This window comes from Streptomyces sp. R-74717, assembly GCF_047305335.1.
GTDB classification, from domain to species: domain Bacteria; phylum Actinomycetota; class Actinomycetes; order Streptomycetales; family Streptomycetaceae; genus Streptomyces; species Streptomyces atratus.
Window position 1 is genome coordinate 9497199 of sequence record NZ_CP102361.1, and the last position, 23305, is coordinate 9520503.

Below are 23305 nucleotides of genomic sequence, written 5' to 3' on the forward strand. Positions count from 1 at the left end.
CAATGTGGTTCACCTCCGGTGCGTGGCCCGGACTCGGGTCGAGCCGCCCGTATCCCGCCGTGAGCTGCTTGGCATCTGTGCCTTGATGGGCCGCTCGCGGGCCGCATCCTCGACAGCAAAGGAGTCCGCGCCGCCGTCGAAGGATGTCCACAAGATTGGCGAGTACACGCCCATTGTCAGGGTCGTCGCGAGGGAGTTACATGGTTCCTGCCCGTGAACGAAAGCGCTTTCTGCCGACTGGGAGACCCCGGTCGGCTGCCCCTTCGCTGCCCTTTCGCTGCCGCTGGGAGGCTGTATGGCACCGCCCCGCACCCGACGCTGCTCACTCGCCGTCGCCGCACTCGCCGCGACCGCCTCGCTTGCCACCGCCACGTTTCCGGCCCAGGCGGCCCGCCCCTCAACCGCCCACACTCCGCTGCGCGCCCAGGCAGTGGTGGCGTACGACTTCGGGCACCCGGATCCCACCGACCCCGGGCGCGAGCAGGACATCGGACGTTCCGGTACCGCGCTCAGCCTGATCAACGGCGGTTCCGCGATGCGCGTGGCCGACGAGGCATACCCAGGCGCTTCGCCCGCTCTGCAGGTACGTCAGCAGAACCCGGCCACCGCGGGCAACGACGACTGGAAGGCCGGGACCTGGGACGCCGAGGGCATGGAGTCCCTCGGGGCCTTCCGCAGCGCCCGGGGCGCTACCGTCATGGGCTGGTTCAAGATGACGGGCGACAATCCCGCTCTCAACTCCAACACGGCCAACCCGAGCGACCGCTACAACGCGATCGGGCTGGCCGGCGTACTGTCCGGAACCTCCGACGGTCACGCGGTGCGTGCGCTGCTCGAACTCATCCAGGTAGACGGTGAGTTGAAGCTGGTCGCGTTGGGGAGACGCCTGGACAGCGGCGCCTCCCAGACTTTCGCTGCCGGTGCCCCCTGGGAAGAACTGCTGCCCCGCGGTGAATGGGTCCACCTGGCCGCGACGTTCGACTTCCGCGACGGCACCCTCGCCCTCTACCGCGACGGCGAGCCCTTGAACGGCTTCTACGTCACGCCGGGCGACCCCTGGGAACTCACCACCACCCCGGCGCCCCACCGCGCCTCGCCCACCGATCCCCGCGGCATCAAGATCGGCGGCAGCTTCCCCCAGAACACCCGGGAGAACAACGCCTGTGACTGCCGCATGGACGACCTCCTGTTCCTGGACCGCCCGGTGCCGGCCGGAGCGGTGGCGGCGGAGTACCGGCGCATGACGCGGGGCCGCTGACCGTTCTCGTCCCCGGATCGTCCTCTCCTTACTTGTCGCGCCAGCCCGAAGGGACCCCCATGGCGTCACGACGTACATACCGAAGGAACTGGGCGGCCGTGGCCGTCAGCGCAGCCCTCGCCCTGGGCGGTCTTGCCGCGCCTTCCCATGCAGACGAGCCCGCTGCGGCGACAGCCGCCCTGACCGACCCCATTCCGCAGAAGCCCGTCCAGTCCAGGACGGGTCTCGTCCTGCAGGAGTTCGCGCAGTTCCCCAAGTCGGAACCCGTCCCGGCGCCGACGGATCCGCGCCTGATGCGCCACGCCCGGATCAACACCATCAATGAACTCCCCGACGGAACCGGCCGGATGGCGACCCCCGACCTCAACGGAACCCTGTACCTCACCGACCCCGGAGCCGCGACGCGCACCTCCGGGGGCACCCCGCACCCCTACCTGGACGTCAAGGCGGCATTCCCGCACTTCTTCTCGGGCCGCGGTCTCGGCCAAGGATTCGGATACGCCGCATTCCACCCGGAGTTCGGAGCGAACGGGCGCTTCTACACCGTCCACACCGAGCTCGCCTCGCAGGCCACCGAAACCCCCGATTACCGGCAGGCCGGCACGCTCACCTATCACGGCATCATCACTGAGTGGACCGCCGACGACCCCTCCGCGGCAGTCTTCCACGGCACCCATCGCGAGGTGCTGCGTATCGCCTTCAGCGGCCAGGTCCACGGCATACAGCAGATCGACTTCAACCCGACGGCCAAGCCTCACGACGAGGACTACGGCCTGCTCTACCTTGCGGTGGGCGACGGAGGGCAGGGCGTCGGCAACAGCGAGCCGCAGAACCTGACGCTCCCGCACGGCAAACTTCTGCGGATCGACCCCGCGGGCCGTGACAGCGCCAACGGCCGGTACGGCATCCCCGCTTCCAACCCGTTCGTCGGTGAGCCCGGCTCCCTCGGGGAGATCTACGCCATAGGCATGCGGGACCCGCACCGCTTCAGCTGGGACGCGGGCGGCAGCCACCGTATGTATCTGGGCCACATAGGCGAGCACGCCATCGAGTCGGTGTACGAGGTCAAGGCCGGTGACAACTTCGGCTGGAGCGAGCGCGAGGGCCCCTTCGCATTCGACAAGAAGACCACCGACCCGTGCGCCCGCATCCTTCCCCTGCCCGCCGACGACGCCCAGTACGGCTACACCTATCCGGTCGCCGCCTACGACCATGACCCGGGACCCGACTGGAACTGCCGTTCCGACGTGGGCCGCGCCATCGCCGGAGGCTCCGTCTATCGCGGCAAGGACGCGTCGGCGCTGCGCGGAAAGTACATCTTCGGCGACCTCGTCGACGGCCGGATCCTGGCCGCGGACACCCGCGACATGCACCGCGGTGCCGGTCTCGCGCCGCTCGAGCAGCTGATGCTCTTCGACAAGTCCACCGGGAAGACGGTCACCATGCGCGACCTCGCCGGTGACCAGCGTGTCGACCTGCGCTTCGGCTCCGACCGCAGCGGCGGCCTGTACATCGTCTCGAAGGCCAACGGCAAGGTCTGGAAGGTGACCGGGACCCGCACCTTCGCCGACTGCGAGATCGGCAACACCCCCACCACCCACACCACCGGACCCGGCAACTGGGCGCCGGTCACCCCGGCCAAGTGGGCGTACACCGCACGGGAGACGATCATGACCGAGCCGGGCGTCGCCCGGCCGGGACCGCGCCGCCCCTTCGAGTACGCCGTCCTGACCGCGGGCCCGCGCTACTCCTCCGTCAGCATCGAGGCGGAGGTGCGGATCGACACCCCCGTCGAGATCTCCAACCGTGACGTCATTCTCATCTGGGACTATCAGTCGGACACCCGGTTCCAGTACGCGCACTTGTCGAGCGACAACACCATCTACCCGCACAACGGCATGTTCACAGTCGACGACGCCGACCGCCTGCGCATCGACGACCAGTGGAACGGAACCTTCGGCGCACCTCCGGCGGTCAAGGACGACGGATGGCACAAGGTGCGCCTCACCCACTGCGCCGACACCGGTGAGACCGCCGTCTACCTGGACGGCAGCCGCAACCCGCTGATCACGGCCACCGACCCGGTCTTCGCCTCGGGCCGGGTGGGTTTCGGATCCTTCGACAACGCGGGCCGCGTCCGTCACCTGAAGGTGACGGGCACTCCGGTCGGCGACTGACCTCGCGGGTGCGGGCCGAGGTAGTCGGCCCGCTCCCGTACCGTCCCCACATCCGCATCCGTTCAGCGAACCCGACGCGCGGCGATCAGTCCTGGGATGCCGGCTGTGCAGTCGCGACGTCCTCAGCCGGATCAGATCGATCCGGAACCCCGGCGATCACCGCCACTTCACCCGGATGGAGCGGCCCGCCGACTGATCCGGTCGCCTGTCGAACTCAAGCCGACGGGAGCCCGCCGAAGCGGCCCTTACAACGGCTTACACAATGAGGTGGAAGGCTGGCGACGCCTCGGTTCATGACGGTCGCCCGCCGAATTGCCAGTTGTGAACCTCGATGTCGGCGTATCGGTCCGGGGTCAGGAGGGCACGTGCCGCGTCCGGGTCCGGCGCCCGCACCAGCGCCGCCGTACCGAGCCAGGTGGCGCCGTTGTCAGAGAGCAGCGGTCCGTACGCAACCAGCTCGTCCTGGTCGGGCGGCACGGCGAGGTCGGCAGCCTGCCCCGTGCCGAGGCCGAGCACCAGGTACCGGTTGCCACCGGTCCGGCCACCGGGGAAGTCCCACATTGTGCGCCCCAGCCTGTTGTGCCACCGGCGCAGCAGCACGTCGCGGTACACGCCTGCCTGGTAGCCAGGCTCGCCGAAGGCGAACGCACGGGCGGCGGCGGGATCTGGCAGGTCGACGATGTGCACGCTGCCGGTGGGCGCGTCGCCGTCGCTGGTGAGGGTCGGGCCGCGGGCGATCATCTCCGTCGCGTACCTGTCCATGTAGGACCAGTGCTCTTCCAGCAGCTCTTTTCGCAGCGCCACGGAGCCGGGCCGATCGCGGTGGTAACAGAAGAACTCCATGCCCACAGTCTTCATCACCATGCGCAACCCTCTTACAACGGCTCAGACAGTGAGCTGAGTTGGCGATGGGTGATGAGACAGCAGGCCAGTTCGAGGAAGGCTTCGTGGATGTCGGCTCGTCGTTCCCAGCGGATTCTGAGGCGTCTGAAGCCGTGGATCCAGGCGAAGGTTCGCTCGACCACCCACCGGTAGGTTCTCAGGCCGGTTCCGTTCCGGGTGCCCCGGCGGGCGATGACCGGCACGATGCTCAGGCCTCGGACCTGGTCGCAGTAGCGGCGCGGTCAGCGAAGAGGGAATCGGGCTTGCGAAGCGGGTGGCCGACGCAGCCCCGGATATGGGTGGGATCGCTTCCAGGAGAGGCATGAGCCGGGTGACGTCGGCAGCCCGCCGTAGGGGCGTCTACCGTCGGCGCTTCCACCCGCCGGTAGAAGTCCACGCCCCATTTCTCCCGGAGCATCATGAAGACCATCCTCATCAGCGGCGGCAACAGCGGACTCGGCTTGCAGGCCGTTCGCGACCGCCTCACCGACGGCCGCCGGCTCGTCCTCCTTGGCCGTGACTCGCGCGAGGGAGAGGCCGCGCCCGCCTCCTTCGACACCATGCGCTCCGCCGACCGTGCGCTTCTGGCCTGCGATGTCTGGGCTGAGGACGAGGATCTCGACCCGAAGTACTACCAGGAACTCATCGACTCCCCGCCACGCCGTGAGTTCCGTACTGCTCCGGCCGCCGTCCATGACGTCCACGCGAACCTGTCGATCGCGAACGTGGATTTCGAGGAGATCGCTCAGGCCGCGTCCGACGATCCCGAGGGCGTGCTCAGGCCCCTGTAAGCCGACCTTCGTTCCTTCCAGATCGTTGGTCTCCGGCTGGAGTACTGTGCCACTCGTTGGCGTCCGGTGCGGGCAGGTGGTCAGCACGGGATTCGGGCCGGTCTCGATCAGATGCAGCAGCGTCCATGCGACGCCGTAGCAGCAACTCGGGCCGAAGCACGCGACCAGCGCTTTCGCTTCGTCTGCCGTGACCGGCCTGGGGACGGCATCGAGTTGCTGGACTCGCCTGTCGATCTCTTCTTCGTTCGCGTCCCGATCGGGGCGGGCCATCGGCGACGAACGCCTGCACTTCGGATCTCATGTTTGGAACATTGACGGCTGTCTCCGCCGCGGAAAGGCGCCTTGGCAGGTCGTGCCACGGCTGTATCAGATTGTGCGCGAGGGGCGGGTGACCGACCTCGTTGAGAACGACAATAACTGGCCGCAGGTGGCTGCCGAATTTGCTGGTCAGGCGTCCTGTCTGTGCGCGGCGGGCCGGCTCGACCGCCCTGCGGGCGAGCCGACAAGCTCCGCCCTACTCACTCAGTCCCACCACGCCCCAGCCTCGCCGGGCGGCTTCGGTGAGGACGCGGCCCCAGTCCTCCAGCAGGTCGGCGAACCCGTCGAAGTCGCCGACCCAGCCCTCGGGAACGGCAGCATGCTCGACGAAGGCCTCACGCAACCCGCCGAGCCGGGTCCGTACCCCCTCCCATGTCGCGGCCAGTTCCCGAACGCTGTCCGGCGACCGCGCGACCAGCAGGCCGTAAGAGACTTCGGGGTCGTCGCAGAAGAAGCGCGGATCCGTGTGCTGCGCCTCGCCGTCCGGTCCCTGCCAGATCAGCCCAAGCAGCAAGGTGTCCAACCCGGTCCGCACCAGCGGGTCGGCATGGTCGCGGACGTACTCCCACCGCTGCCCGGCCCAGAAGTGCGCCTTGAACGAGCCGAAGGTGCGCAGGAACTCGTAGACGGCGAAGAAGGCGCCGTCGGGCCCCCGCGGCCACTCCCAGTCGCCCTCGGCCACCGGCGCACCGTGGTCCCACAGCCCCGTCTCGTCGGCGTACCAGGCATCCCTCAACCGCGACAGCCGCTCTCTCAGCGGCACCTTCCCCAGCCATGACCAGTCAACGATCACCACAGTGATGTCCAGTCCCATAAGGGTGAGGCTACTGATCGCCCGCACGCGACGGTGCCGGTCGTGGACAGCCGTGCCGGTTCCCGGTGGCGGCCGTGCGGCTCCTGCCCGTGCTGTTCGTGATCGTTTCCCGGAACTTGGCTTTTCGCTCCGGGCGATGGTGCCCCCTCATGGGCAGTGATGCAAGGCACCGCCAAGCCCATCCTGGCCCGTTGAGGCCCTGAAAGAGACTGCGGGTCCCACATCACTCCTGCTGCGGTGGGTGGCGGCGGTCGGTGCCGGGAAGCCGCAAGGTCCCCCTGGGGCTCGACCCCTTCGAAAGGAGCCGGCCCCGGTTTCGTCCGGCGTCGCCCACCGCATCTGATCTGACGGCCGGATCGTTGACTTTCGTGGTCCGAGCCGCTTACGGAGACCACGACGTCCTCAAGCGGGCCATGGCTTTCTTCGCGACTGCCGCCTGGCCCAGCCGGGCCGCCGCCCGCACCGCGATCTTCGAGTACATCGAGAGCCGGTTCAACCTATGCACGCTTGCCGGGACAGTGGTCGCCCGCTGACTCGGTTGAAGATCGCCCGCGGGACCGGAGCCGGTCGAACGTCTGCTGCGCTGCCGGAGGGTAATCCTGTGCCACGGACGGGTTTCGCGGTGGCGTCGTGGCCTTGTACCGGTACATGAAGTAATGGGACGAAACGGTAAGCGGCGGGCCAGGTGTGAAGAACTCTGAAAGCCCCAGGCACACTCTGGGTGTCGCAGTCCCGTCGTCAAAAGGATGATCAACGCATGATTACGCTCAAGAAGGAAGACGGCCCGGCGGATCTGGACGGAGTGACCCACCTGTCCATCGGAGTGTCCTGGGATCCCACCGCCGGCAGCAGCGGCGGGGTGATGGGCATGCTTCGTCGCAAGTCCGGTACCGACCTCGACCTGATCGCCATCGCGATGCAGGGCGGGGACCCGGTGCGCCTGGCGGGACTCGACTCCCTCGACCCGATGGGTAACGGCTCCTTGGTGCACAGTGGCGACAATCAGACCGGGCACGGGGACGGGGACGACGAGACGGTGACGGTCGAGTTCGCGAGGATACCGTCCAACATCACGTCGGTAGTGTTCGTCGCCGCCGCCTACAAGAAGGGCAGTTCCTTCCAGAAGGCGCGCAACATCAGCTTCAAGGTGTACGACGCGACCGGGGGCAGCTCCCAGCAGGTTGCCGACATCTGGCCGAGCCTGCTCACTCAGGACAACGGCTGCGCCGTGGCCAAGGCCGTACGCGTCGGCGACAGCTGGAAGCTCGAAGTGATCAATACGACGGGGAAGATCAAGCAGGGCAACGAGCACGCCCTGATGCGCTTCGCCGTCAGTAAGTAGCGCGCAATGACCAGCCCGGTCCCGGTCTGCATCTGCTCGGCGGACCGCCGGCGGTCTCGCGGACGCCGACGCTGACCAGCCCCGTCTTGGCTTCGTCGGTGTGAGCCGGGAACGAGTGTTGCCGAGTTTCGGCAGCAGATGTTGATCAAGCGGATCGGGGATGTTGCCGAGTTCCGGAGAACACCTGGTCGGCGCGTCGGGGCAGGCAGCGTGCTGATGAGTGGGGCGGATATCGTCCTGGCATGAAACAAGGGTTCGATCTTGCTGCGTCTCTCGTCAGAGGTGTCGAAGGCCGCAGCGGTGCATGGAGCTTCATCCAGGGTTTCGCTGCCCATTGGTCCAGCACCCTGGAGACCGGCGACGGGTGGACGGAGGCCGATCTGGCCGCGGCGGAGGAGAGGCTGGGTGTCCGGCTGCCGGCTGCGCTGCGGGAGGCGTATCTGCTGTTCGGGCGCCGCCGGGATCTCACCAGTAACCACGACATGCTGCTCAGCCCGGCAGAGCTGCATGTGGATGACGTCAGAGAGGCCCTGGTCTTCCGGCACGAGAACCAGGGAGCCGCCTCCTGGGGCATCCTCCTCGACAGCCTCCAGGACGACGACCCTGCGGTGTTCATCCGGTCCGACTTGGCCGACAAGACCGCCGAGCGGTGGGACGGCTGGCTGGAGCGTCTCTCCCTCTGCTTTGTCGAAATCGTTCTGTCTGAGTCCGTGCAGGCCGACGGAGAGTCTTGCAACTTCCTTGACCCCGATGACAACAGCATCGAGCTGCTGGAGGGGAACTGTGTTCAGCTGCCGTTCCCGGCCTATCCCATCGGCGAGGAAGAGCACGCGACTCGCTGGTTCCTGGGCCAGGACGTCCTTCTGCGCGACGACGACGGCATGGCCGTCCTGGCTCGTGGCCGGATGCCTGAAGACCTCGACCGCATTCGTGACCTGATTCCGGGCGACTGGCTCAATGACTACCGCTGAACGCGCCCAAGTCCCCTGTCGGCCGCGCTTCCCGCGTCGACGCCGGCCCAAGGATTGCTGTTCGGCGCGGGCCCTGGTGGTGGCGAGGCGGTAGGAGCCGGTGCCGGTTTCGAAGGTGTTGCCGCCGAAGGCGAGGCGGTCGACGACGTCGTGCGGGAGGACAGCGCCGTGCCGGATTTCCAGCGCGGCGGCGACCGCGTTCAGGTTGGCTGGTTGGAGTCGGGTGTCGGCGTTGAAGGTGTGTGCGGCGTGGAGGAACGCCATGCCCAGCAGGTGCATGCTCGGGCGGATCAGGTAGGCGGCGGACGCGTCGTGCACGCCCGGGTCACTGATCCGGGCGGTTGCCTGGCGCAGTTCGCCGTCGGCGAATGCGGCGAGCGTGGTCTCCAGGTTCTGCTGCCGGCGGATGAGGACGTCGCCAGTGGGCAGGCGCTTGGCGTTCCTCCACAAGGAGGTCAGGCGGCCGGGTCCGGCCAGGGGACGCTGGTGTCGACGGGGGCGGTGTAGTCGATGCCGGGTACGGCGAAGCCGTACAGACGTTGAACCTCAGCGTGGAACCAGTCGACATCGGCGAGGTCGCCGATGGTGCTGGTGGTGGCGCTGTTCCAGCGGTCGGCGACGGCTTTCTGCACTGGTGGTGTGAGTTCCCAGGTGTCGAGGCGGACGCGGCCGTCGTCGTCGAGTGTGAGGGGGCGGGTGCCGGTGAGCTGGTCCCACAGGTCGGTGAGCTGGTCGATCGGGGGGACCAAGTCCGGGCCGAGGACGCTGCGCAGCAGGCCGACGTACAGGGCGATGCCGGGGATGGCGGTGGAGGACTGGGTGACGGCAGCCCCGTTGACGGACGTGAGCGCACGTCCTCCGACCAGCTTCTCCAGACGCTCGTTCAGCGTGCGGGCGGTGGCCTCGAGGTGGACCTTGGCCGCGCCGATGGTGCCCTGCCGGTAGATGCCAGCGGTCAGGGGTGAGCCGATGTAGGAGAGCGCGGCGGTGGTGAACCCGTCGGCAAGCAGGTCCCGTTCGGACAGGTGGCCGATCCACCGCTCCCAGTCCGTGCCGCCCATCACCGCGGTGCTCTGCTCGATGTCGTCACCTGTGGCCGGGGCGGTTTCCACCTCGGTGACCTCCGGGGTGCCGGAGGCATCGAAGTTCAGGGTCTTGGTCCGGTAGGGCTCGCCGATCGGTTTGAGGACGGAGGAGTAGGTGACGCCGGTGTCCGGGTCGGTGCGCCGTGGGGCGGCCACCGAGTAGATCAGGTAGTCCAGCTGTCCGTATCGCTGTTTGAGCAGGTCGGCGACCTCATCCTTCATCGCGTCGGAGAAGGCGTCACCGTTGAGGAAGACCATGTCCCGGCCGTGCTCGCGGGCCAGGTCGGCGGTGGCCGCGGTGCGGTACCAGCCGGCCGTGCCGGTGCGCCGTCCGGGCGCCTTCTCGAAGCAGACCCCGATGCCACGGATCCCTGCGCGGGCGAGCCCGGCGATCGTGGCGGCGAGCCCGTACCCGGCGGACGAGCCGATGACGAGTGCCACCGGCCCGTCCCTGTCGGACTTCCGGGCGGGGACGGCCTGCCACATGTCGGCCACCACCTTGCGGCAGCCGGCCGGGTGGGAGTCGAGGAAGAGGAAGCCGCGGTTCAGGGGGGCGATGACGCGTTCGCTCACGATCGGGTCCTTGGGGTCGGCGCGGATGAGAGCGCGGCAGCCACCATGCGGGCCACCGCATCCTGCAAGTCTGCGACCGTACGGATACGGACGGTGCCCTCATCCGGCACAACGATGGCGAGGCGGCCTTGGAGGGTTTCCACCAGTTCGAGCAGAGCGAGGCTGTCCATGCCCAGGTCGAGCTTCCGCACGGCCTGCCGGTGGGCGCACTCCTCACGTGGCAGCCCCGTGATCCAGACCAGAGCCTCGGTAGTCACCCCGGCCGTGTCCACGCTCATCCCTCCCGCTTTGTGGTGGTGCCCGTGCGAGTGAGGAGGCCGGGCACAGGGATGACGAACGGCTCGCTGCGGTGCCCGGTTTGCTGGTGTCAGGTGTCCGGGAAGACGGACGAACAGCGGGCGAGGGGGCGGCCGCCAGGTCAGGGTGCTGGTCGGGCATGCAGAACCACATGCGTGCGGTATCACGCCGCAGGTGCTCTCCGGGCTGCAAGGTTCGGGCGGGACGGGGGTCTTCGGTCTGCTGGCGGTCGCGGAACTCGACCCGCCCGCCTCGCAGACGATCGTCCCGGTTGTTGCCTGCACCGTGCTGCTCAGTGTCTTCGCGCACGGCATCACCTCGCCTCCCTCGCCCGACGCTACGGAGGCGCGTCAGACCTCACCGGCGCGCCCCAGGACGGCCCGGCCGTGGACGAACTGGCCATTCGGGGATGACGGCAGGCACCGCCGGTGGTCACCGGCACCGCAGGCGGAAAGGGCACGCATGAACACCCGTCACCTGCTTCGCGATGATCTGTTTGCGCCCTCGTCGCCCTCCCTGTACCTGTCCATCGGCATCGTGGAGTGCCGTGACCAGGGGCCCGTAGTACCCATGAACTGCTGGGGCCGGCCGGGCGAGCTCGTGGAACGGGTCGGTGCGCATGAGCATCATCGGTCACTTCCAGGTGAGTTCGGGCACTTTGTGCCCATGCGCTTCACCTCAATCCGGTAGTAATATGTCATCCAAAGGATGACATATGTGATGTCTTGCGGATGATGACACACATTTCTTCCGGAGGGCTGCCGTGATTGCAGTCGACCCGTATCCGGCCTCATCGGCTCCGGACCCCGCGGTTGTGCCGGCCTCGTTCGCCGACGCCACGCGGGCGTTGGGTACCGTCGAAGGCGCCATGCGTCACGCTTGCACGAGGAATACGCCGGTGCCGGGGCCGGTCGGGAGGAGGCCCTGGTCGCTCTCTGTCTGCTGCGGGACGTACGTCGGCGGCTCGCGGCATGGGAGCCGGAGCTCATCGAAGCGGCCCGGGAGGCCGGGGCCAGCTGGGCCGATATCGCCCACCCGCTCGGCGTCACCAGCCGCCAGGCCGCCGAACGCCGATATCTGCGCCTGCGTACCGGCCCGCTCGGCACCACCGGGGAACAGCGGGTACAGGCCACCCGTGACCGCCGCGCCGCCAACCGCGCAGTCGCCGCCTGGGCGCGGGACAACGCAGCGGACCTGCGCAGGCTCGCGGGACGGATCACCTCGCTCACCGGCCTCCCCGAGCGGGCCCGACCGGCCATCGGCGCCCTCGGCGACGCTCTCGGTGACAACGACCCCGCCCGCCTCGTCGGGCCGCTCGCCGGCGTACGCCCCCATCTGAAGGACCGCAGCGACCTCGCCGACCTCGCCGACCGCGTGGACCGCCTCGTCCGGCAGGTCGAGGATCTGCGGCGGGACAGCGACAGCCGACGCCGCACGGTGGACGGGACGCCGGTGCAGCAGAGCCCGAATGACACCCGTCCGCAGGAAAGGTGGGAAACGGTACAGGGAAAGGGGTGAGTCGGCAGTCAGAGACCGAATCGATTCATAACTCACTCGGAACCACTCGATTCTCATCTGCGACAAGGCATCAGGCTTTTGCCGTGAAGGGAGGCAGTGATGGCGCGGGCAGTGGGCATTGACCTGGGAACGACGAACTCTGTGGTGTCCGTGCTCGAGGCCGGCGAGCCGACGGTGATCGCGAACACCGAGGGCGCGCGGACCACGCCGTCGGTGGTGGCGTTCGCCAAGAGAGGTGAGGTGCTGGTCGGCGAGGTCGCCAAGCGGCAGGCGGTGACGAATGTCGAGCGCACCGCGCGGTCGGTCAAGCGGCACATGGGGGACGCTCAGTGGCGTTTCCCCGAATCCGGCGACATCGACGGCAAGCGGTACACCGCGCAGGAGATCTCTGCGCGGGTGCTGCAGAAGCTGAAGCGGGACGCCGAGGCGCATCTCGGGGAGGACGTCACCGACGCGGTGATCACCGTGCCGGCGTACTTCAACGACTCTCAGCGCACCGCGACCAAGGAGGCGGGCCGGATTGCGGGCCTGAACGTGCTGCGGATCATCAACGAGCCGACGTCCGCGGCGCTGGCCTACGGCCTGGACAAGGAGAACGACCAGACGATCCTCGTGTTCGACCTCGGGGGCGGCACCTTCGACGTATCGCTGCTGGAGATCGGCGAGGGCCTGGTGGAGGTGAAGGCGACCAACGGCGACACGCACCTCGGTGGTGACGACTGGGACCAGAACGTCGTCGACCATCTCGTCAAGCAGTTCAAGAACGGCTACGGCGTGGACCTGTCCAAGGACAAGATGGCTCTCCAGCGTCTGCGCGAGGCCGCGGAGAAGGCGAAGATCGAGCTGTCGTCCGCGACCGAGACGACGATCAACCTGCCCTACATCTCGGCGTCGGCCGAGGGCCCGCTGCATCTCGACGAGAAGCTGACGCGTGCCCAGTTCGAGCAGCTCACGGCGGCTCTGCTGGAGCGCTGCAAGGGGCCGTTCCACAATGCGGTCAAGGACGCCGGGATCAAGGTGTCGGACGTCGACCATGTGATCCTGGTCGGCGGTTCGACGCGGATGCCGGCGGTGACCGAACTCGTGAGAGAGCTGACCGGCAAGGATCCGCACAAGGGTGTGAACCCGGACGAGGTCGTCGCCATCGGCGCCTCGCTCCAGGCCGGTGTCCTCAAGGGCGAGGTCAAGGACGTCCTGCTGCTCGACGTCACCCCGCTGTCTCTCGGTATCGAGACCAAGGGCGGCATCATGACGAAGCTCATCGAGCGCAACACCACGATCCCGACCAAGCGCTCCGAGATCTTCACGACGGCCGAGGACAACCAGCCGTCCGTGCAGATCCAGGTCTACCAGGGCGAGCGCGAGATCGCGGCGTACAACAAGAAGCTCGGGATGTTCGAGCTGACCGGCCTGCCGCCGGCCCCGCGTGGCGTCCCGCAGATCGAGGTCGCGTTCGACATCGATGCGAACGGCATCATGCACGTCGCCGCCAAGGACCTCGGCACCGGCAAGGAGCAGAAGATGACCGTCACCGGCGGCTCCTCGCTGCCGAGGGACGACATCGACCGTATGGTGCGCGAGGCCGAGCAGCACGCGGAGGAGGACCGGCAACGCAAGGAGGCCGCCGAAACCCGCAACCAGGCGGAGACCCTGGTCTACCAGACCGAGAAGCTGCTCCAGGACAACGCCGACAAGATCCCCGCGGATGTGCGCTCCGAGACCGAGACCGCACTGGCAGAGGTCAAGGAGAAACTCAAGGGCGAGGACACCGCCGAGATCCGTACCGCCACCGAGAAGGCAACAGCGGCCGCACAGCGGATCGGCACGGCCCTGTACGCACAGGCCCAGGGCAAGGCCGCCGAAGGCGGTACGGCCGGCAGCGGCACTGCTGGAGGGCCGGGTGCCGGCGAGGAGGAGGTCGTCGACGCGGAGATCGTCGACGACGAGCGGAAGGGAGGTGCCGGATGAGCAAAGAGCCGCACTTCACGCATCGCGGCGAGCGGTCACCTGTGGTGGTGCGCGACCTGCGCAGGGTCGACCCGGTCATCCTCCGGACCTGGAGACGCCGGGATGTCGCCGGTCCCGTCGGACCACGTCCGGACGGCGTCGATGAGGCACGCCCGGACTCCGGCCGGGCCGATGGGGCGGAAGCTGCACGCGGGCGCGAGCGGATCGCGGAGCTGACCGCGGACCTGCAGCGGGTGAAAGCCGAGTACGACAACTACCGAAAGCGGGTGCGCCGGGACCGCCTGGCCATACGGGAGATCGCGGTGGTCAATGTCCTCACCGGCCTGCTCCCGGTCCTGGACGTGGTGGAAGAGGCTCGCCGCCGGGGCGACGTCAACGGCGCCGCGGCAGTCATCTCCGACGTGCTTGAGGAGCGGCTGGCGGCGCTGGGTCTGCGGACCGTCGGTGCGGCGGGTGAGTTCTTCGACCCCCACACCCATGAGGCGATCACCTACCTCGCTTCCGGCGCGGCCCGTGAGACCGTGTGCACCGAGGTGCTGCGGCACGGCTACCAGGTCGGCGACCACCTCCTGCGCCCGGCCCAGGTGGCGGTGACAGGCCCCACCCCTGCCGCGTAGTCCCGCACGAGGCGCGTCCCGGGACGCGCCTCGTGCGGGACTGTGGCAATCGGTTCACACGACGGAGCGCAGCCCCGTGTTCGGATGCTGAACCGGCTCACCCCGCGGATCGCCGGAGCCGGATCACGCGCGCCGAAGTCCTGCGAGGGGAGCCCGGCAAGTCCGCCGTTTGCGGGTGGTACCGGACGTGGGAACCGGCCTTCTTCGAGGAAGCTAGGCCCGTGCGGCGGCTTCGTAGAGATCGAGCAGTCGTCCGCGTGTCGCGTGCAGTCGTTGGGTGAGCACCAGGCCGACCCATTGGCTGATCGCAAATCCGAACTCGGGGTCCGACCGGCACAGCGCCCGGACCTGGGGAGCGTCGAATTCATAGGCGCGGACGGGGCTCAATGTCTCGGCGCCCAGTTCCCACTCGAAGGGCGGGAAGAGCCAGGACAGTCCGACCAGCTCGCCCGGTCCCAGCGTTTCTATTTCCGCGCGACGACGGTGGGGAAGCTGTGCGTCGAGGGTCACCGCGCCGGTCTTCAGGATCCAGAAGCGGTCGGCGACCGTGTGTTCCTCGAAGAGTCGCTGTGCCGCGGGGAACCGGACGTCGTCGGCGAGGCTCAGGAGACGGTCACGGTGTCCTGGTGGCAGAGACGTGATCTTGAGTGTGGTGGTCATCGGAGTACTCCTCCGGGGGTCGGCTCTCAGCGGAGCCGGGACGCTCATGCCGGGCGGCAGGTGTCGGCCACCGGTGCGTTGCACGACTCCGTCGGAGCGTTGACAGGAGAGGTGGCCCGAGTACGCCGGCCGTTGAGGGCTACGGGTTCCGGCGGCTCCTCTCGCAGAGGAGTTTTCCCCGTCGGGGTCGATGTACTCAACTCGCTCGGCGGAGGGGCGTGAGGCCGTGGTCGACGAGCGGGCCGACGGTCAGCCCCTCGGCCCGGAGGCCGCTGATCAGTTCCGGCAGCATCGCGAGTGTGGGCTGCCACCGGACGGATGACGCCAGGTCGGCATCGTGCAGGAGGACCGTGCCGCCGCCCCGGAGGCCGCTGCGCACGGTCGCCAGAACTCCCTCGGGGGTCGCACCCTCGGTCCAGTCCCGGCCCCAGGCCGACCACAGTACGGGTCTCAGTCCGGACTGCAGGGCCGCGGTCCAGCGGCCACCGGTCAGGATTCCGTACGGAGGCCGGTACCACAACGGCCGGACGCCCGAGATCCTTCGTACCGCCTCGGCGGCGCGCGAGACCTCGCGCATGTCCCGGACGACGGTGGGAAACCATGGGCGGTTGTGTGTCCATCCATGGACGGCGAGTTCGTGTCCGCGGCCGGCGATGTCGCGGCCGAGCCCCGGATGGCGCAGAAGACTCTCCCCGAGCACGAAGAACGTGGCACGTGTGGACAACTGGTCCAGTACGTGGAGGAAGTGCGGGGTGGAGCGGGGATCCGGGCCGTCGTCGAATGTCAGGGCGATGTGGCCGGGGTGTCCGAGGCCGGCCAGGGACGGAAACCACCGCCGCCTCGGCCCCGGCAGCCAGGTGCCGGCGGGGGCGACATGCGCGGCCAGCGCCAGCGCCGACACGGCCAGTGGGACACGGAACGCAGGGGGAGTCCTCATGGGTCGGGGATTCATCGGGATTCTGTGCCTCCGTCGTTGTCGGCCATCGGTTGCGGTCGGGCCCGCTCTGTCGCGTTGTCGTTCTCTCTTGTCGAGTCCCAATGACCTGCGACCGCCGGGGAGAGCGACAGGCCCACAGTCCCGGAAGCGATCAGACAGGCCCCGAGCGTGGCCGGCAGCAGATGAACGCCCAGCGCGATCCGTTCATCGAACAGTGCTTTCCCCAGCACCACACTCACCAGCGCGTCCCCGAGGGTGAGCGCCGGCTGGGAGGCGGCGAGTGTCCCGGCACGCAGGGTGCTCTGGAGCAGCAACAGACTCAACAGGCCGGCGCAGCACATCGCGTACAGGTAGCCCGTTGCGAAGACCGCGGCCGCGCCGTCCGGGATCCGGCCCGTGACCTCCTTGATCAGGGCGGCCGTACAGGCGAAGGAGATGGCAGTGGCACTGCCCAGCACCGCGGCGCACGCGGCGCCGTCGAGGGTACGGGCGAGCAGGGTCAGCGCGGCCACTGCCGTTGCGGCAAAGATGCCGACAGCCAGCCATGTGCCGGCCCGTCCCGTCGCCTCGCCCACCGACGGACCGGCGGCGGTCAGGAAGAGCGCCAGCCCCACGGCGAGCATCAGGAACGACATCCACGTCCTGCCGCCCGGACGGTGATGGAAGACCGTCGTGCCGAGCAACAGCGTGAAGAGGAGTTCGCTCGCCATCAGCGGCTGGACCACCGAAAGGCTGCCGACCGCCAGCGCGCCCGTCTGGAAGGCCGCGGACAGCACGAGCCCCGATGCACCGGCCAGCCAGAAAGGACGGCTTACCAGCTGTGCCGATCGGCGCACCGCCTGCCGCACATCTGGTCTGCCGTCCGCTGCCTCGAACTCCACCTGCTCCATGGCGGCCCGCCGTTGCAGCACGGATGCAGCGCCGTTGGCGAGAGCCGCCAACAGCGCCAGCATCACGGCGAGAACGTTCACGTCGCCGTTCAGCCGAAGCGGGTGGCGAGCCGGTGATAGAGCCCGGGTGCCACGGAGCGCACACATCCCGGCAGACGCAGCCAGCCGGGGACGAACACCTCGTCACGGCCCGCGACGACGGCATCCCAGACCGCGTCCGCGACTCGTTCCGGCGGCATGGGCCGAGGCCACGACCGGGTGTACGGCATTCCCCGGCGTTCGAAGAACGGCGTGTCCACCACCGCGGGGACCAGATGAGTGATACGTACTCCGGTTCCCCTCAGTTCGTAGCGCAGCGCATCGGCGAAGGCGGCAATGGCCGCCTTCGCAGCCGAGTACACCGCCTCACCGCGGACACCTGCGGATCCGGCCACCGATCCGATCAGCACGATGTGCCCACGCCCCGCTGCGAGCATGTGGGGCAGCAGGAGCCGTACCAAATGTACGACGGACACCAGATCCACGGTGAGGACCCGGTCGGCGGCGGCAGCCGGCATGGAATGGAAGGAGCCGGCCCAGCCGACCCCCGCTGCCGCCACGAGCAGGTCGACTCCGCCGGCGGTGTCGAGGGCCTCCTTGGCCAGTTGCTCCGTGCTGTCGGTCGACATCAGGTCCGCGTAGAGAGCCAACGAGGACGTCGTCGCCGCGACACCGTCCAGCCGCTCGCGGTCGCGACCGGCGACCAGGAGCCGCCAGCCTCCTCCGGCCGCGATTCGGCGTGAGACTGCAGCGCCGATACCCGAGGAGGCCCCCGTCACGAGGGCCACACCGGTCCGGACGCCCCGGCCGTCCGACGCATCACCACTGGGCACGCTGCGGTGAGCGATGCCCGGAGTACGTGACATGGCCTCTCCCCTGTGTCTGCACGGTACCGCGCGGTGCCCGCCCCTCATAGATTCAGGATGTGGGACTTCGCGTCGCCGTGTCGGGTTAGGAGTAGCCCGGACGTGCGTCGGCAAAACCGTCGGGGCCCACACCTCACTGCACCGCACCGCTCACACCCACAGAATGGAAGAACCGCGTTCCGTGCCCCTTCCCACGCATCCTCCGGGTGTTCGCCGAACGAGAGGTGGTCACATGCCTGCTGGTCATACGGTTGAGCCTCCGGCCGCGCACCGAAGCCTCGGCCGGATGGGGGCGTTCCCGCTGCGACGAGTGAATGCCTCGTCGGCGCTGCCAGTCTCCGGACGGCGAAAAGGAACTCCGGGGGCCGGCGACGATCCCCTCCTGTACCAATGCCCGGGAGTGTGCGACCGATGAACGCGGTACCTGGACGCTTCCTCATCCTGAGTGCCGGCATGGGCTCCGGTCACCACGCGGTGGCCGCCGAACTGGCCCGTCGGCTGGAGGCCGGCGGAGGGCGTACGACAACGGTCGATGTCCTTGATCTGCTGCCCCCCGGTATCGGCAGTGGACTGCGCTCCTTCTACCGGTCGGTCATCTGCCGAATGCCCGTGGTCTATGCCGGGCTGTACACGGCGTTCTTCCGGGCCGGGGGCGGCCCCCGGCCCGGCAGCGCCCCGCTGGCCGCCCTCGCGGAGCGAAGACTGCTGAAGCTCGTCGCGCAAACACGACCGGACGTGGTCGTACCCGTCTTCCATCTCGCCGCCCAGCTCACCGGCGGGCTCCGCTCACGTGGTGCGCTCCCGGTCCCGAGCGCTGTCGTCATCACCGATTTCGCTGTTCACCGTCAATGGCTGCATCCGGGCAACGACCTCCATCTGTGTCTCACACGCGATCTTGCGCATCAGGTCCGGCGAGCGGTACGGCGCCCGGCTGTCACCTCCGGCGCTCTGGTGGCACCCCGGTTCCACGCCCCGGCGCCCACGGTGGCGGACTGGCAGCGACGGCTCGACTCGCCGGACCGCCCGCCGGTGCTGATCTCGACGGGGGCTTGGGGGGCCGGCGCCCACCTGGCGCAGACCACGCGGCTGGTGGCTTCGGCGGGCTACAGACCGGTCGTGCTCTGCGGCACGAACACACGCCTGCGCCGGGACCTGTCCCGCATCGCCCATGCCGATGCCAGGGGCTGGGTCGACGACATGCCAGGACTCATGGCGGCCTCCCGCGCGCTCATCGACAACGCGGCAGGCCAAATGGCGCTCGAAGCGATGGCCGTCGGATTGCCGGTGGTCAGCTATCGGCCCATTCCGGGGCATGGCAGAGAAGGCGCCCGACGGATGGCCGAGCACGGTCTCACCGACTACGCACCGGACCCATGGGCGCTGATCCGGGCCCTGGACAAGCTGACCGCTTCGGGCCCGGCGCGCGAGCGGCGCATCACCACAGCCCGCAGCCTGTTCTCCGGCGCGGGCGTGCTTCCTCTCGAAGCTCTGGTCCGACTCGAAGCTCTGGTCCGACCGGGCTGAACGGCCCGTCGGGACACAACGGCCCGCCCCTCGTTCGTGGCAGGGGCTTGTATGTTTCCGGTCCGGTGCGCGGTGCCGTGCCGCGTGTTGTGCAAAGGAGTGTGCGGGACGCCTGATACCGGAATTGGGCTGCCGTACGGGTGACGCGCTGGCTGATGCGGCCGGTGGCGCGCCGGAGCGTGCAAGCGGTTGCTTCTGACCGTGTCGGCTTTCCCGACGGAAACCGGCTACGACGACGCGGACACGAACTATGACGAGCTGTGGCGGCAGATCCGGGACACCGTCCCCTACCCTGCGTCCCGCTTCACCGACGACCAGGACTCATCCATCCACGAGCGGATGGCCTGCCACGCCCGCTACTCGTACGACATCTTCGGGCACTACCCGGGCGGCATGAGCTGGGACTTCGAATCGGACCGCCCAAACATCTCCTGGGATGAGGCGATGAACTCAGTGGCGGTGGCCATCCACGGTTGCAACTGGACCTGACCTCGATTCGTCAGCGGGGTTCGGTCGCTGATCGGTTCGGCGGTTCGCCCGTCACGTCCTCTGCCGTCGGAGGACGGGCCGTCACGTGACGCCGCGGGGTGCGCCGGGTTCCATGGGCCCGGAGGTGCGGGTTGTCCTCCTTCCTGGTCTTCGTCGGGGCGGGGGCCGGCCGCCGGGTGGCGGCCGGGAACCGGGGGAGTCTGCTCCAGCAGGTGGTGACGGAACCGCCGGATCACGCCCTCGAACTGCTCACGCAGCCGCTACGTGTAGGGGCCGAAACTGCCAATCGGCAGGAATGGCTCGATGAACTTCTACTCTTCGTCGGTGAGTTACGCACGCGTCACACCGGAGTTATACCGGACCGGCTCCCCGTCCGGGGCCCATAACCCAGTTTTGATCACAATTGAAGACAGTCTCTGGCGATCTACCGGCGCCCTCCGGCCTGGGCCTGGTGACACCACCCCCCGGGTCATTGATGCGAACACCGTCGACAGGGGGACATGGTCATGCCGGGCCAGAAGGCCAGGAGCCCCGTGATCAGAGCCACGAAGAAGGTAACTGTGTTTTACCCCGACGAACGCCTCCTGGGCGAACCCCATCGAGGCGCACTTCGGCCCGTTGCGGCAGTTCACCTTGGCCAACTTCCACCACCCCATGCGGTCGGAGTGACCGACCCGATGGATACGGGCGGACAGCGGATGGCACTGCTCGGTATCGCCGTGGACGGCGATCCGTGAGCGGCGCCGACAAGCCGGCCGAGCGGGCCGAGGGGGTCAACTCGGTGCTCACCTCCGGCGGCTCCGATCTGTCGGCCGAGGTGGTCGCCCCGGGCCCCAGAGACATTCTGGATTTCGTCAACGACGTGGTCCGCCCCATCGAAGGGGTCCGACAGATCCAGTCGTTCCCGTACTTCGGGATCCACACACACTGGCTTCCGTGGAATGTGGGCCCGGCCCCGGCTACGCGCCCCCGCCCCGAGACGACGCCCGGTCGGGTGTCGCGACAGACACCCCGAGGGGGCGAGCCAGACCGATCACGCCTTCGTCCAGGCGCTGCAGATGCCGCAGGACACGGTCTGTGACGCGGTCGTGCCGGGGGGAGCTGGGATTGTCCTCCAGCATGGAGGCCAGGCTCGCGCCGGTCTCCACCACGGCGTCGCTGTCGTCGTCCTCGACACGGGCGACGAGGACGTCGATGTTGTGGGCGATGCGCCGGCCTGCTCCCCTCAGGCGAGGGTCCGCGGCGACGCTCTTGCTGTTGGGGAGGAGTTCGGCCGTCGCCGCCAGTGAACGTGCGTGGTAGGCGCACGTCTCCAGCAGCGCCACGACGTAGCGAGCGGTCTGGCGGCGGGTCCGCAGCGGGGTGATCGGATGGGTCAACGGCTGCGTGGAGGACCGCAGATCGTCCAGTGCCGTGTCGAGCTCCCGCGCCATGTCCAGCAGATCGAGTGCGGGCCCGCCGCTCAGCTGCTCCATCGCGGCATCGGTGACGTCACCGAGCCGGTTCAGCACCGTGCCGAGGAGTTCGTCGGTACGGCGATCGGTGTGTACCGGCAGGATCAAGGCCGCCGCGATCACGCCGCAGGCGGCACCGAGCGCGGTCTCCTCGATGCGCAGGACGAGCACCGCGGAGCTGTAGGTGTTGAGCAGGGTGTACAGCAGCCCCAGTGCCGCCGTGACGAAGAAGGACATCAGGGCGTACGACAGCGGCGCGGTGAAGAACATGGCAAAGATGAACAGCAGCACGAGTGCGAACGCCGTCCAGGTGTGGTGGCCCACCAGGCCCGCCAGGCCGACACCGGCGACGACGCCGAGAACCGTGCCCAGCAGCCGACGGTAGCCCTTGACCAGGATCTCCCCGGTGGACGCCGTGTTCAGGAAGACGACCCAGCAGGTCAGCACCGCCCAGTACCAGCGCTGACTGGAAAGGAACTCCCCGCCCACGATGGCCAGCGCCGAACCCACCGACACCTGGACCGCGGCACGGGTCGTGGGACGCTCCAGTCCTTTGCGGACGTCCTCGACAGGCTCGGTCTTCTCAGCCTGCGCGATGGAGACGTCCTCGGCGTCCAGTTCCTCGCGCGAACGCGTCGTCGCAGGTGTGTCGTCGGACTCGTCCTGGGGCCCGTCGAGGGCCAGCCGCAGGCCCATGACACCGCGCGCCGCCTCCCCGATGCCTCGGAAGACGTCCTGGACGGGGACGGAGGCGCGCGGCAGATTCTCCTCGTCCCGATAGCCGAGCAGCCGGTTGCGCAGATGGGCCACCGCGGCGCCGCGATTGTTCGAGGCCGGACGGGCGACGAGCAGGCGCAACGCGTGGAGATCACGGCGCAGCGTCGCGGTGATGTCGTCCTGTGTGCGCAGGCGGTTGCCGGGCGGCGGCGCGGGCGCGTGCGGCAGATGAAGCGTGAGCGTATCGGCGCGTTCGGAGCTGCGCGCCGTGAGGATGAGTACGCCGAGCCGTTCGGCGGCGATCTCGGCGTCGGCGACACGGCGCTGGACGAGCAAGGCGGTGGAGCTGTCGCTGGTGCCCTCCTCCAGCCGCCCCTGGATCATCATCGCGCTCTGGTGGAGGCGCGCGGTGCGCCGGCGTACGTCCTGCAGCGCCTTCTCGACGCGGTCCGGCCCGGCGTCGAGCAACTCGATCTGGGCGGAAATCAATTGGGCGAGGCGGGCACGGAAGGCCTCGCGCAGTCGCAGCAAAATGCGTTCGGGCGTCTCGACGACCACGCCGAACCGCACGACCGCGCTGCAGACGAACGCGACGACCAGCGTTCCGCACAGCCCCGGCAGTGCGGAGACAGAGGCTCTGACGAACAGGGACGCAAAGTAGATCTGAAACCCGATGAGTCCCAGGGCTGTACCGCGATCACCGAACCGGCGGCTGTAGACCGCGGCGAAGATCAAGGCGAGGAAGAAGAGGTCGCCCGCTACGACCTCGGTGCTCAACAGCGCTCCCAGTGACATCGCCACGAGCGCCACGGGCAGGCCGAGCGCGAGCGTGATGGCCTGTCCGCGCCGCTGCCTCTCCTTGATGGCGAAGGTCGCGACCATGGCCGCGATGGCACCGGCCACCATGTGGTTCACATCGGCCTTGAGCAGCGCCAGGACCGCGAGCGTGAGCGCGATGGCGCCGACTGTCCGCAGGCCGGCCATCAGCCGCAACAGTCCGGGGTCGGAGGCCGAGAACCGGTTCCAGATCCTCGCCCGGCTCGCCCGTGTCACTGTCCTCACGCTGCCGCTTTCCCTGCTCGCCGCCATAAACCGGAAGTTCCAGCATGGCACGCGTC

At 68.6% G+C, this 23305-nt stretch carries 21 protein-coding genes and 3 pseudogenes; 13 read left to right on the plus strand and 11 right to left on the minus strand.

The genetic code is table 11. The annotated features are described in order from the left end of the window. The first annotated feature begins 295 nt into the window (after positions 1–295). Both NRF20_RS42950 and NRF20_RS42955 read left to right on the plus strand, forming a co-directional pair. Positions 296–1258, plus strand: coding sequence for a hypothetical protein (locus tag NRF20_RS42950; protein WP_398633877.1), 963 nt, complete (start codon positions 296–298; stop codon positions 1256–1258). 98 nt (positions 1259–1356) lie between these two features. Continuing rightward, positions 1357–3435: a PQQ-dependent sugar dehydrogenase gene (locus NRF20_RS42955; protein ID WP_398633876.1), complete on the plus strand. Its 2079-nt coding sequence runs from the start codon at positions 1357–1359 to the stop codon at positions 3433–3435. Between the two features lie 291 nt (positions 3436–3726). Here NRF20_RS42955 and NRF20_RS42960 read toward each other — a convergent pair whose 3' ends face one another. Both NRF20_RS42960 and NRF20_RS42965 read right to left on the minus strand, forming a co-directional pair. Further along, complete coding sequence (locus NRF20_RS42960; RefSeq protein ID WP_398633907.1) at positions 3727–4278, minus strand: YciI family protein; 552 nt, start codon at positions 4276–4278, stop codon at positions 3727–3729. Positions 4279–4310: 32 nt separating this feature from the next. After that, positions 4311–4656: pseudogene (locus NRF20_RS42965) on the minus strand (transposase); the annotation flags it as partial. Positions 4657–4736: 80 nt separating this feature from the next. On the opposite strand from NRF20_RS42965, the gene NRF20_RS42970 reads away from it, so the two are divergent. Continuing rightward, positions 4737–5108, plus strand: coding sequence for a DUF6924 domain-containing protein (locus NRF20_RS42970; protein ID WP_398633875.1), 372 nt, complete (start codon positions 4737–4739; stop codon positions 5106–5108). Between the two features lie 514 nt (positions 5109–5622). On the opposite strand, the gene NRF20_RS42975 is transcribed toward NRF20_RS42970, so the two are convergent. After that, the gene (locus tag NRF20_RS42975) at positions 5623–6240 is read right to left on the minus strand and encodes a hypothetical protein (RefSeq protein ID WP_413754303.1); all 618 of its coding nucleotides are present in this window, start codon (positions 6238–6240) and stop codon (positions 5623–5625) included. Between the two features lie 368 nt (positions 6241–6608). Between NRF20_RS42975 and NRF20_RS42980 the strand changes: the two genes are divergently transcribed. From NRF20_RS42980 to NRF20_RS42990, 3 genes are all read left to right on the plus strand, one after another. Next, positions 6609–6773, plus strand: coding sequence for a hypothetical protein (locus tag NRF20_RS42980; protein ID WP_266366543.1), 165 nt, complete (start codon positions 6609–6611; stop codon positions 6771–6773). 224 nt (positions 6774–6997) lie between these two features. Further along, positions 6998–7582: a TerD family protein gene (locus NRF20_RS42985; RefSeq protein ID WP_398633873.1), complete on the plus strand. Its 585-nt coding sequence runs from the start codon at positions 6998–7000 to the stop codon at positions 7580–7582. 242 nt (positions 7583–7824) lie between these two features. Continuing rightward, on the plus strand, positions 7825–8553 hold the full coding sequence (locus NRF20_RS42990) for an SMI1/KNR4 family protein (protein WP_413754304.1): 729 nt from the start codon (positions 7825–7827) through the stop codon (positions 8551–8553). 45 nt (positions 8554–8598) lie between these two features. Here the strand turns inward: NRF20_RS42990 and NRF20_RS42995 are convergent. The 3 genes and pseudogenes from NRF20_RS42995 to NRF20_RS43005 all read right to left on the minus strand — a co-directional run. Then, positions 8599–8700, minus strand: a pseudogene (locus NRF20_RS42995) (AAA family ATPase); the annotation flags it as partial. Positions 8701–9008: 308 nt separating this feature from the next. Continuing rightward, positions 9009–10211: an enoyl-[acyl-carrier-protein] reductase FabV gene (fabV, locus tag NRF20_RS43000; RefSeq protein WP_413754305.1), complete on the minus strand. Its 1203-nt coding sequence runs from the start codon at positions 10209–10211 to the stop codon at positions 9009–9011. Beyond that, entirely contained in the window at positions 10208–10489 is a 282-nt protein-coding gene (locus tag NRF20_RS43005) for an acyl carrier protein (protein ID WP_398633870.1), read from the minus strand. Before NRF20_RS43005 ends, fabV begins: the two co-directional genes overlap by 4 nt. A 193-nt stretch (positions 10490–10682) precedes the next feature. Here NRF20_RS43005 and NRF20_RS43010 point away from each other — a divergent pair, with 193 nt between their 5' ends. The 4 genes from NRF20_RS43010 (at position 10683) to grpE (ending at position 14611) form a co-directional block, all read left to right on the plus strand. Further along, positions 10683–11198 (plus strand): hypothetical protein, encoded by a 516-nt coding sequence (locus NRF20_RS43010; RefSeq protein ID WP_398633869.1) that lies wholly within the window; start codon positions 10683–10685, stop codon positions 11196–11198. A gap of 189 nt (positions 11199–11387) precedes the next feature. Then, entirely contained in the window at positions 11388–12026 is a 639-nt protein-coding gene (locus NRF20_RS43015; RefSeq protein ID WP_413754306.1) for a hypothetical protein, read from the plus strand. A 99-nt stretch (positions 12027–12125) separates the two neighbouring features. Then, positions 12126–13994 (plus strand): molecular chaperone DnaK, encoded by a 1869-nt coding sequence (gene dnaK / locus NRF20_RS43020; RefSeq protein ID WP_398633867.1) that lies wholly within the window; start codon positions 12126–12128, stop codon positions 13992–13994. Further along, on the plus strand, positions 13991–14611 hold the full coding sequence (gene grpE / locus NRF20_RS43025) for a nucleotide exchange factor GrpE (protein WP_413754307.1): 621 nt from the start codon (positions 13991–13993) through the stop codon (positions 14609–14611). The genes dnaK and grpE overlap by 4 nt, the downstream gene beginning before the upstream one ends. 213 nt (positions 14612–14824) lie before the next feature. Here the strand turns inward: grpE and NRF20_RS43030 are convergent, their stop codons facing one another. The 4 genes from NRF20_RS43030 to NRF20_RS43045 form a co-directional block, all read right to left on the minus strand. Then, entirely contained in the window at positions 14825–15271 is a 447-nt protein-coding gene (locus NRF20_RS43030) for a Crp/Fnr family transcriptional regulator (RefSeq protein ID WP_266366533.1), read from the minus strand. A gap of 196 nt (positions 15272–15467) precedes the next feature. After that, entirely contained in the window at positions 15468–16208 is a 741-nt protein-coding gene (locus tag NRF20_RS43035) for a polysaccharide deacetylase family protein (protein WP_398633865.1), read from the minus strand. 11 nt (positions 16209–16219) lie between these two features. Continuing rightward, a complete protein-coding gene (locus tag NRF20_RS43040; RefSeq protein WP_398633864.1) occupies positions 16220–17179 on the minus strand; it encodes a DMT family transporter in 960 nt (319 codons plus the stop codon). Between the two features lie 8 nt (positions 17180–17187). Continuing rightward, a complete protein-coding gene (locus tag NRF20_RS43045; protein ID WP_398633863.1) occupies positions 17188–18003 on the minus strand; it encodes an SDR family NAD(P)-dependent oxidoreductase in 816 nt (271 codons plus the stop codon). Positions 18004–18414: 411 nt separating this feature from the next. On the opposite strand from NRF20_RS43045, the gene NRF20_RS43050 reads away from it, so the two are divergent. From NRF20_RS43050 to NRF20_RS43060, 3 genes and pseudogenes are all read left to right on the plus strand, one after another. After that, positions 18415–19527, plus strand: a complete 1113-nt coding sequence (locus tag NRF20_RS43050) for an MGDG synthase family glycosyltransferase (RefSeq protein WP_413754308.1) — start codon at positions 18415–18417, stop codon at positions 19525–19527. 201 nt (positions 19528–19728) lie between these two features. Then, the gene (locus NRF20_RS43055; RefSeq protein ID WP_398633861.1) at positions 19729–20016 is read left to right on the plus strand and encodes a hypothetical protein; all 288 of its coding nucleotides are present in this window, start codon (positions 19729–19731) and stop codon (positions 20014–20016) included. Positions 20017–20675: 659 nt separating this feature from the next. Then, a pseudogene (locus NRF20_RS43060) lies at positions 20676–20965 on the plus strand (AsnC family transcriptional regulator); the annotation flags it as partial. Positions 20966–20975: 10 nt separating this feature from the next. On the opposite strand, the gene NRF20_RS43065 reads toward NRF20_RS43060, so the two are convergent. Next, entirely contained in the window at positions 20976–23276 is a 2301-nt protein-coding gene (locus NRF20_RS43065) for an FUSC family protein (RefSeq protein WP_398633860.1), read from the minus strand. Positions 23277–23305: the final 29 nt, after the last annotated feature.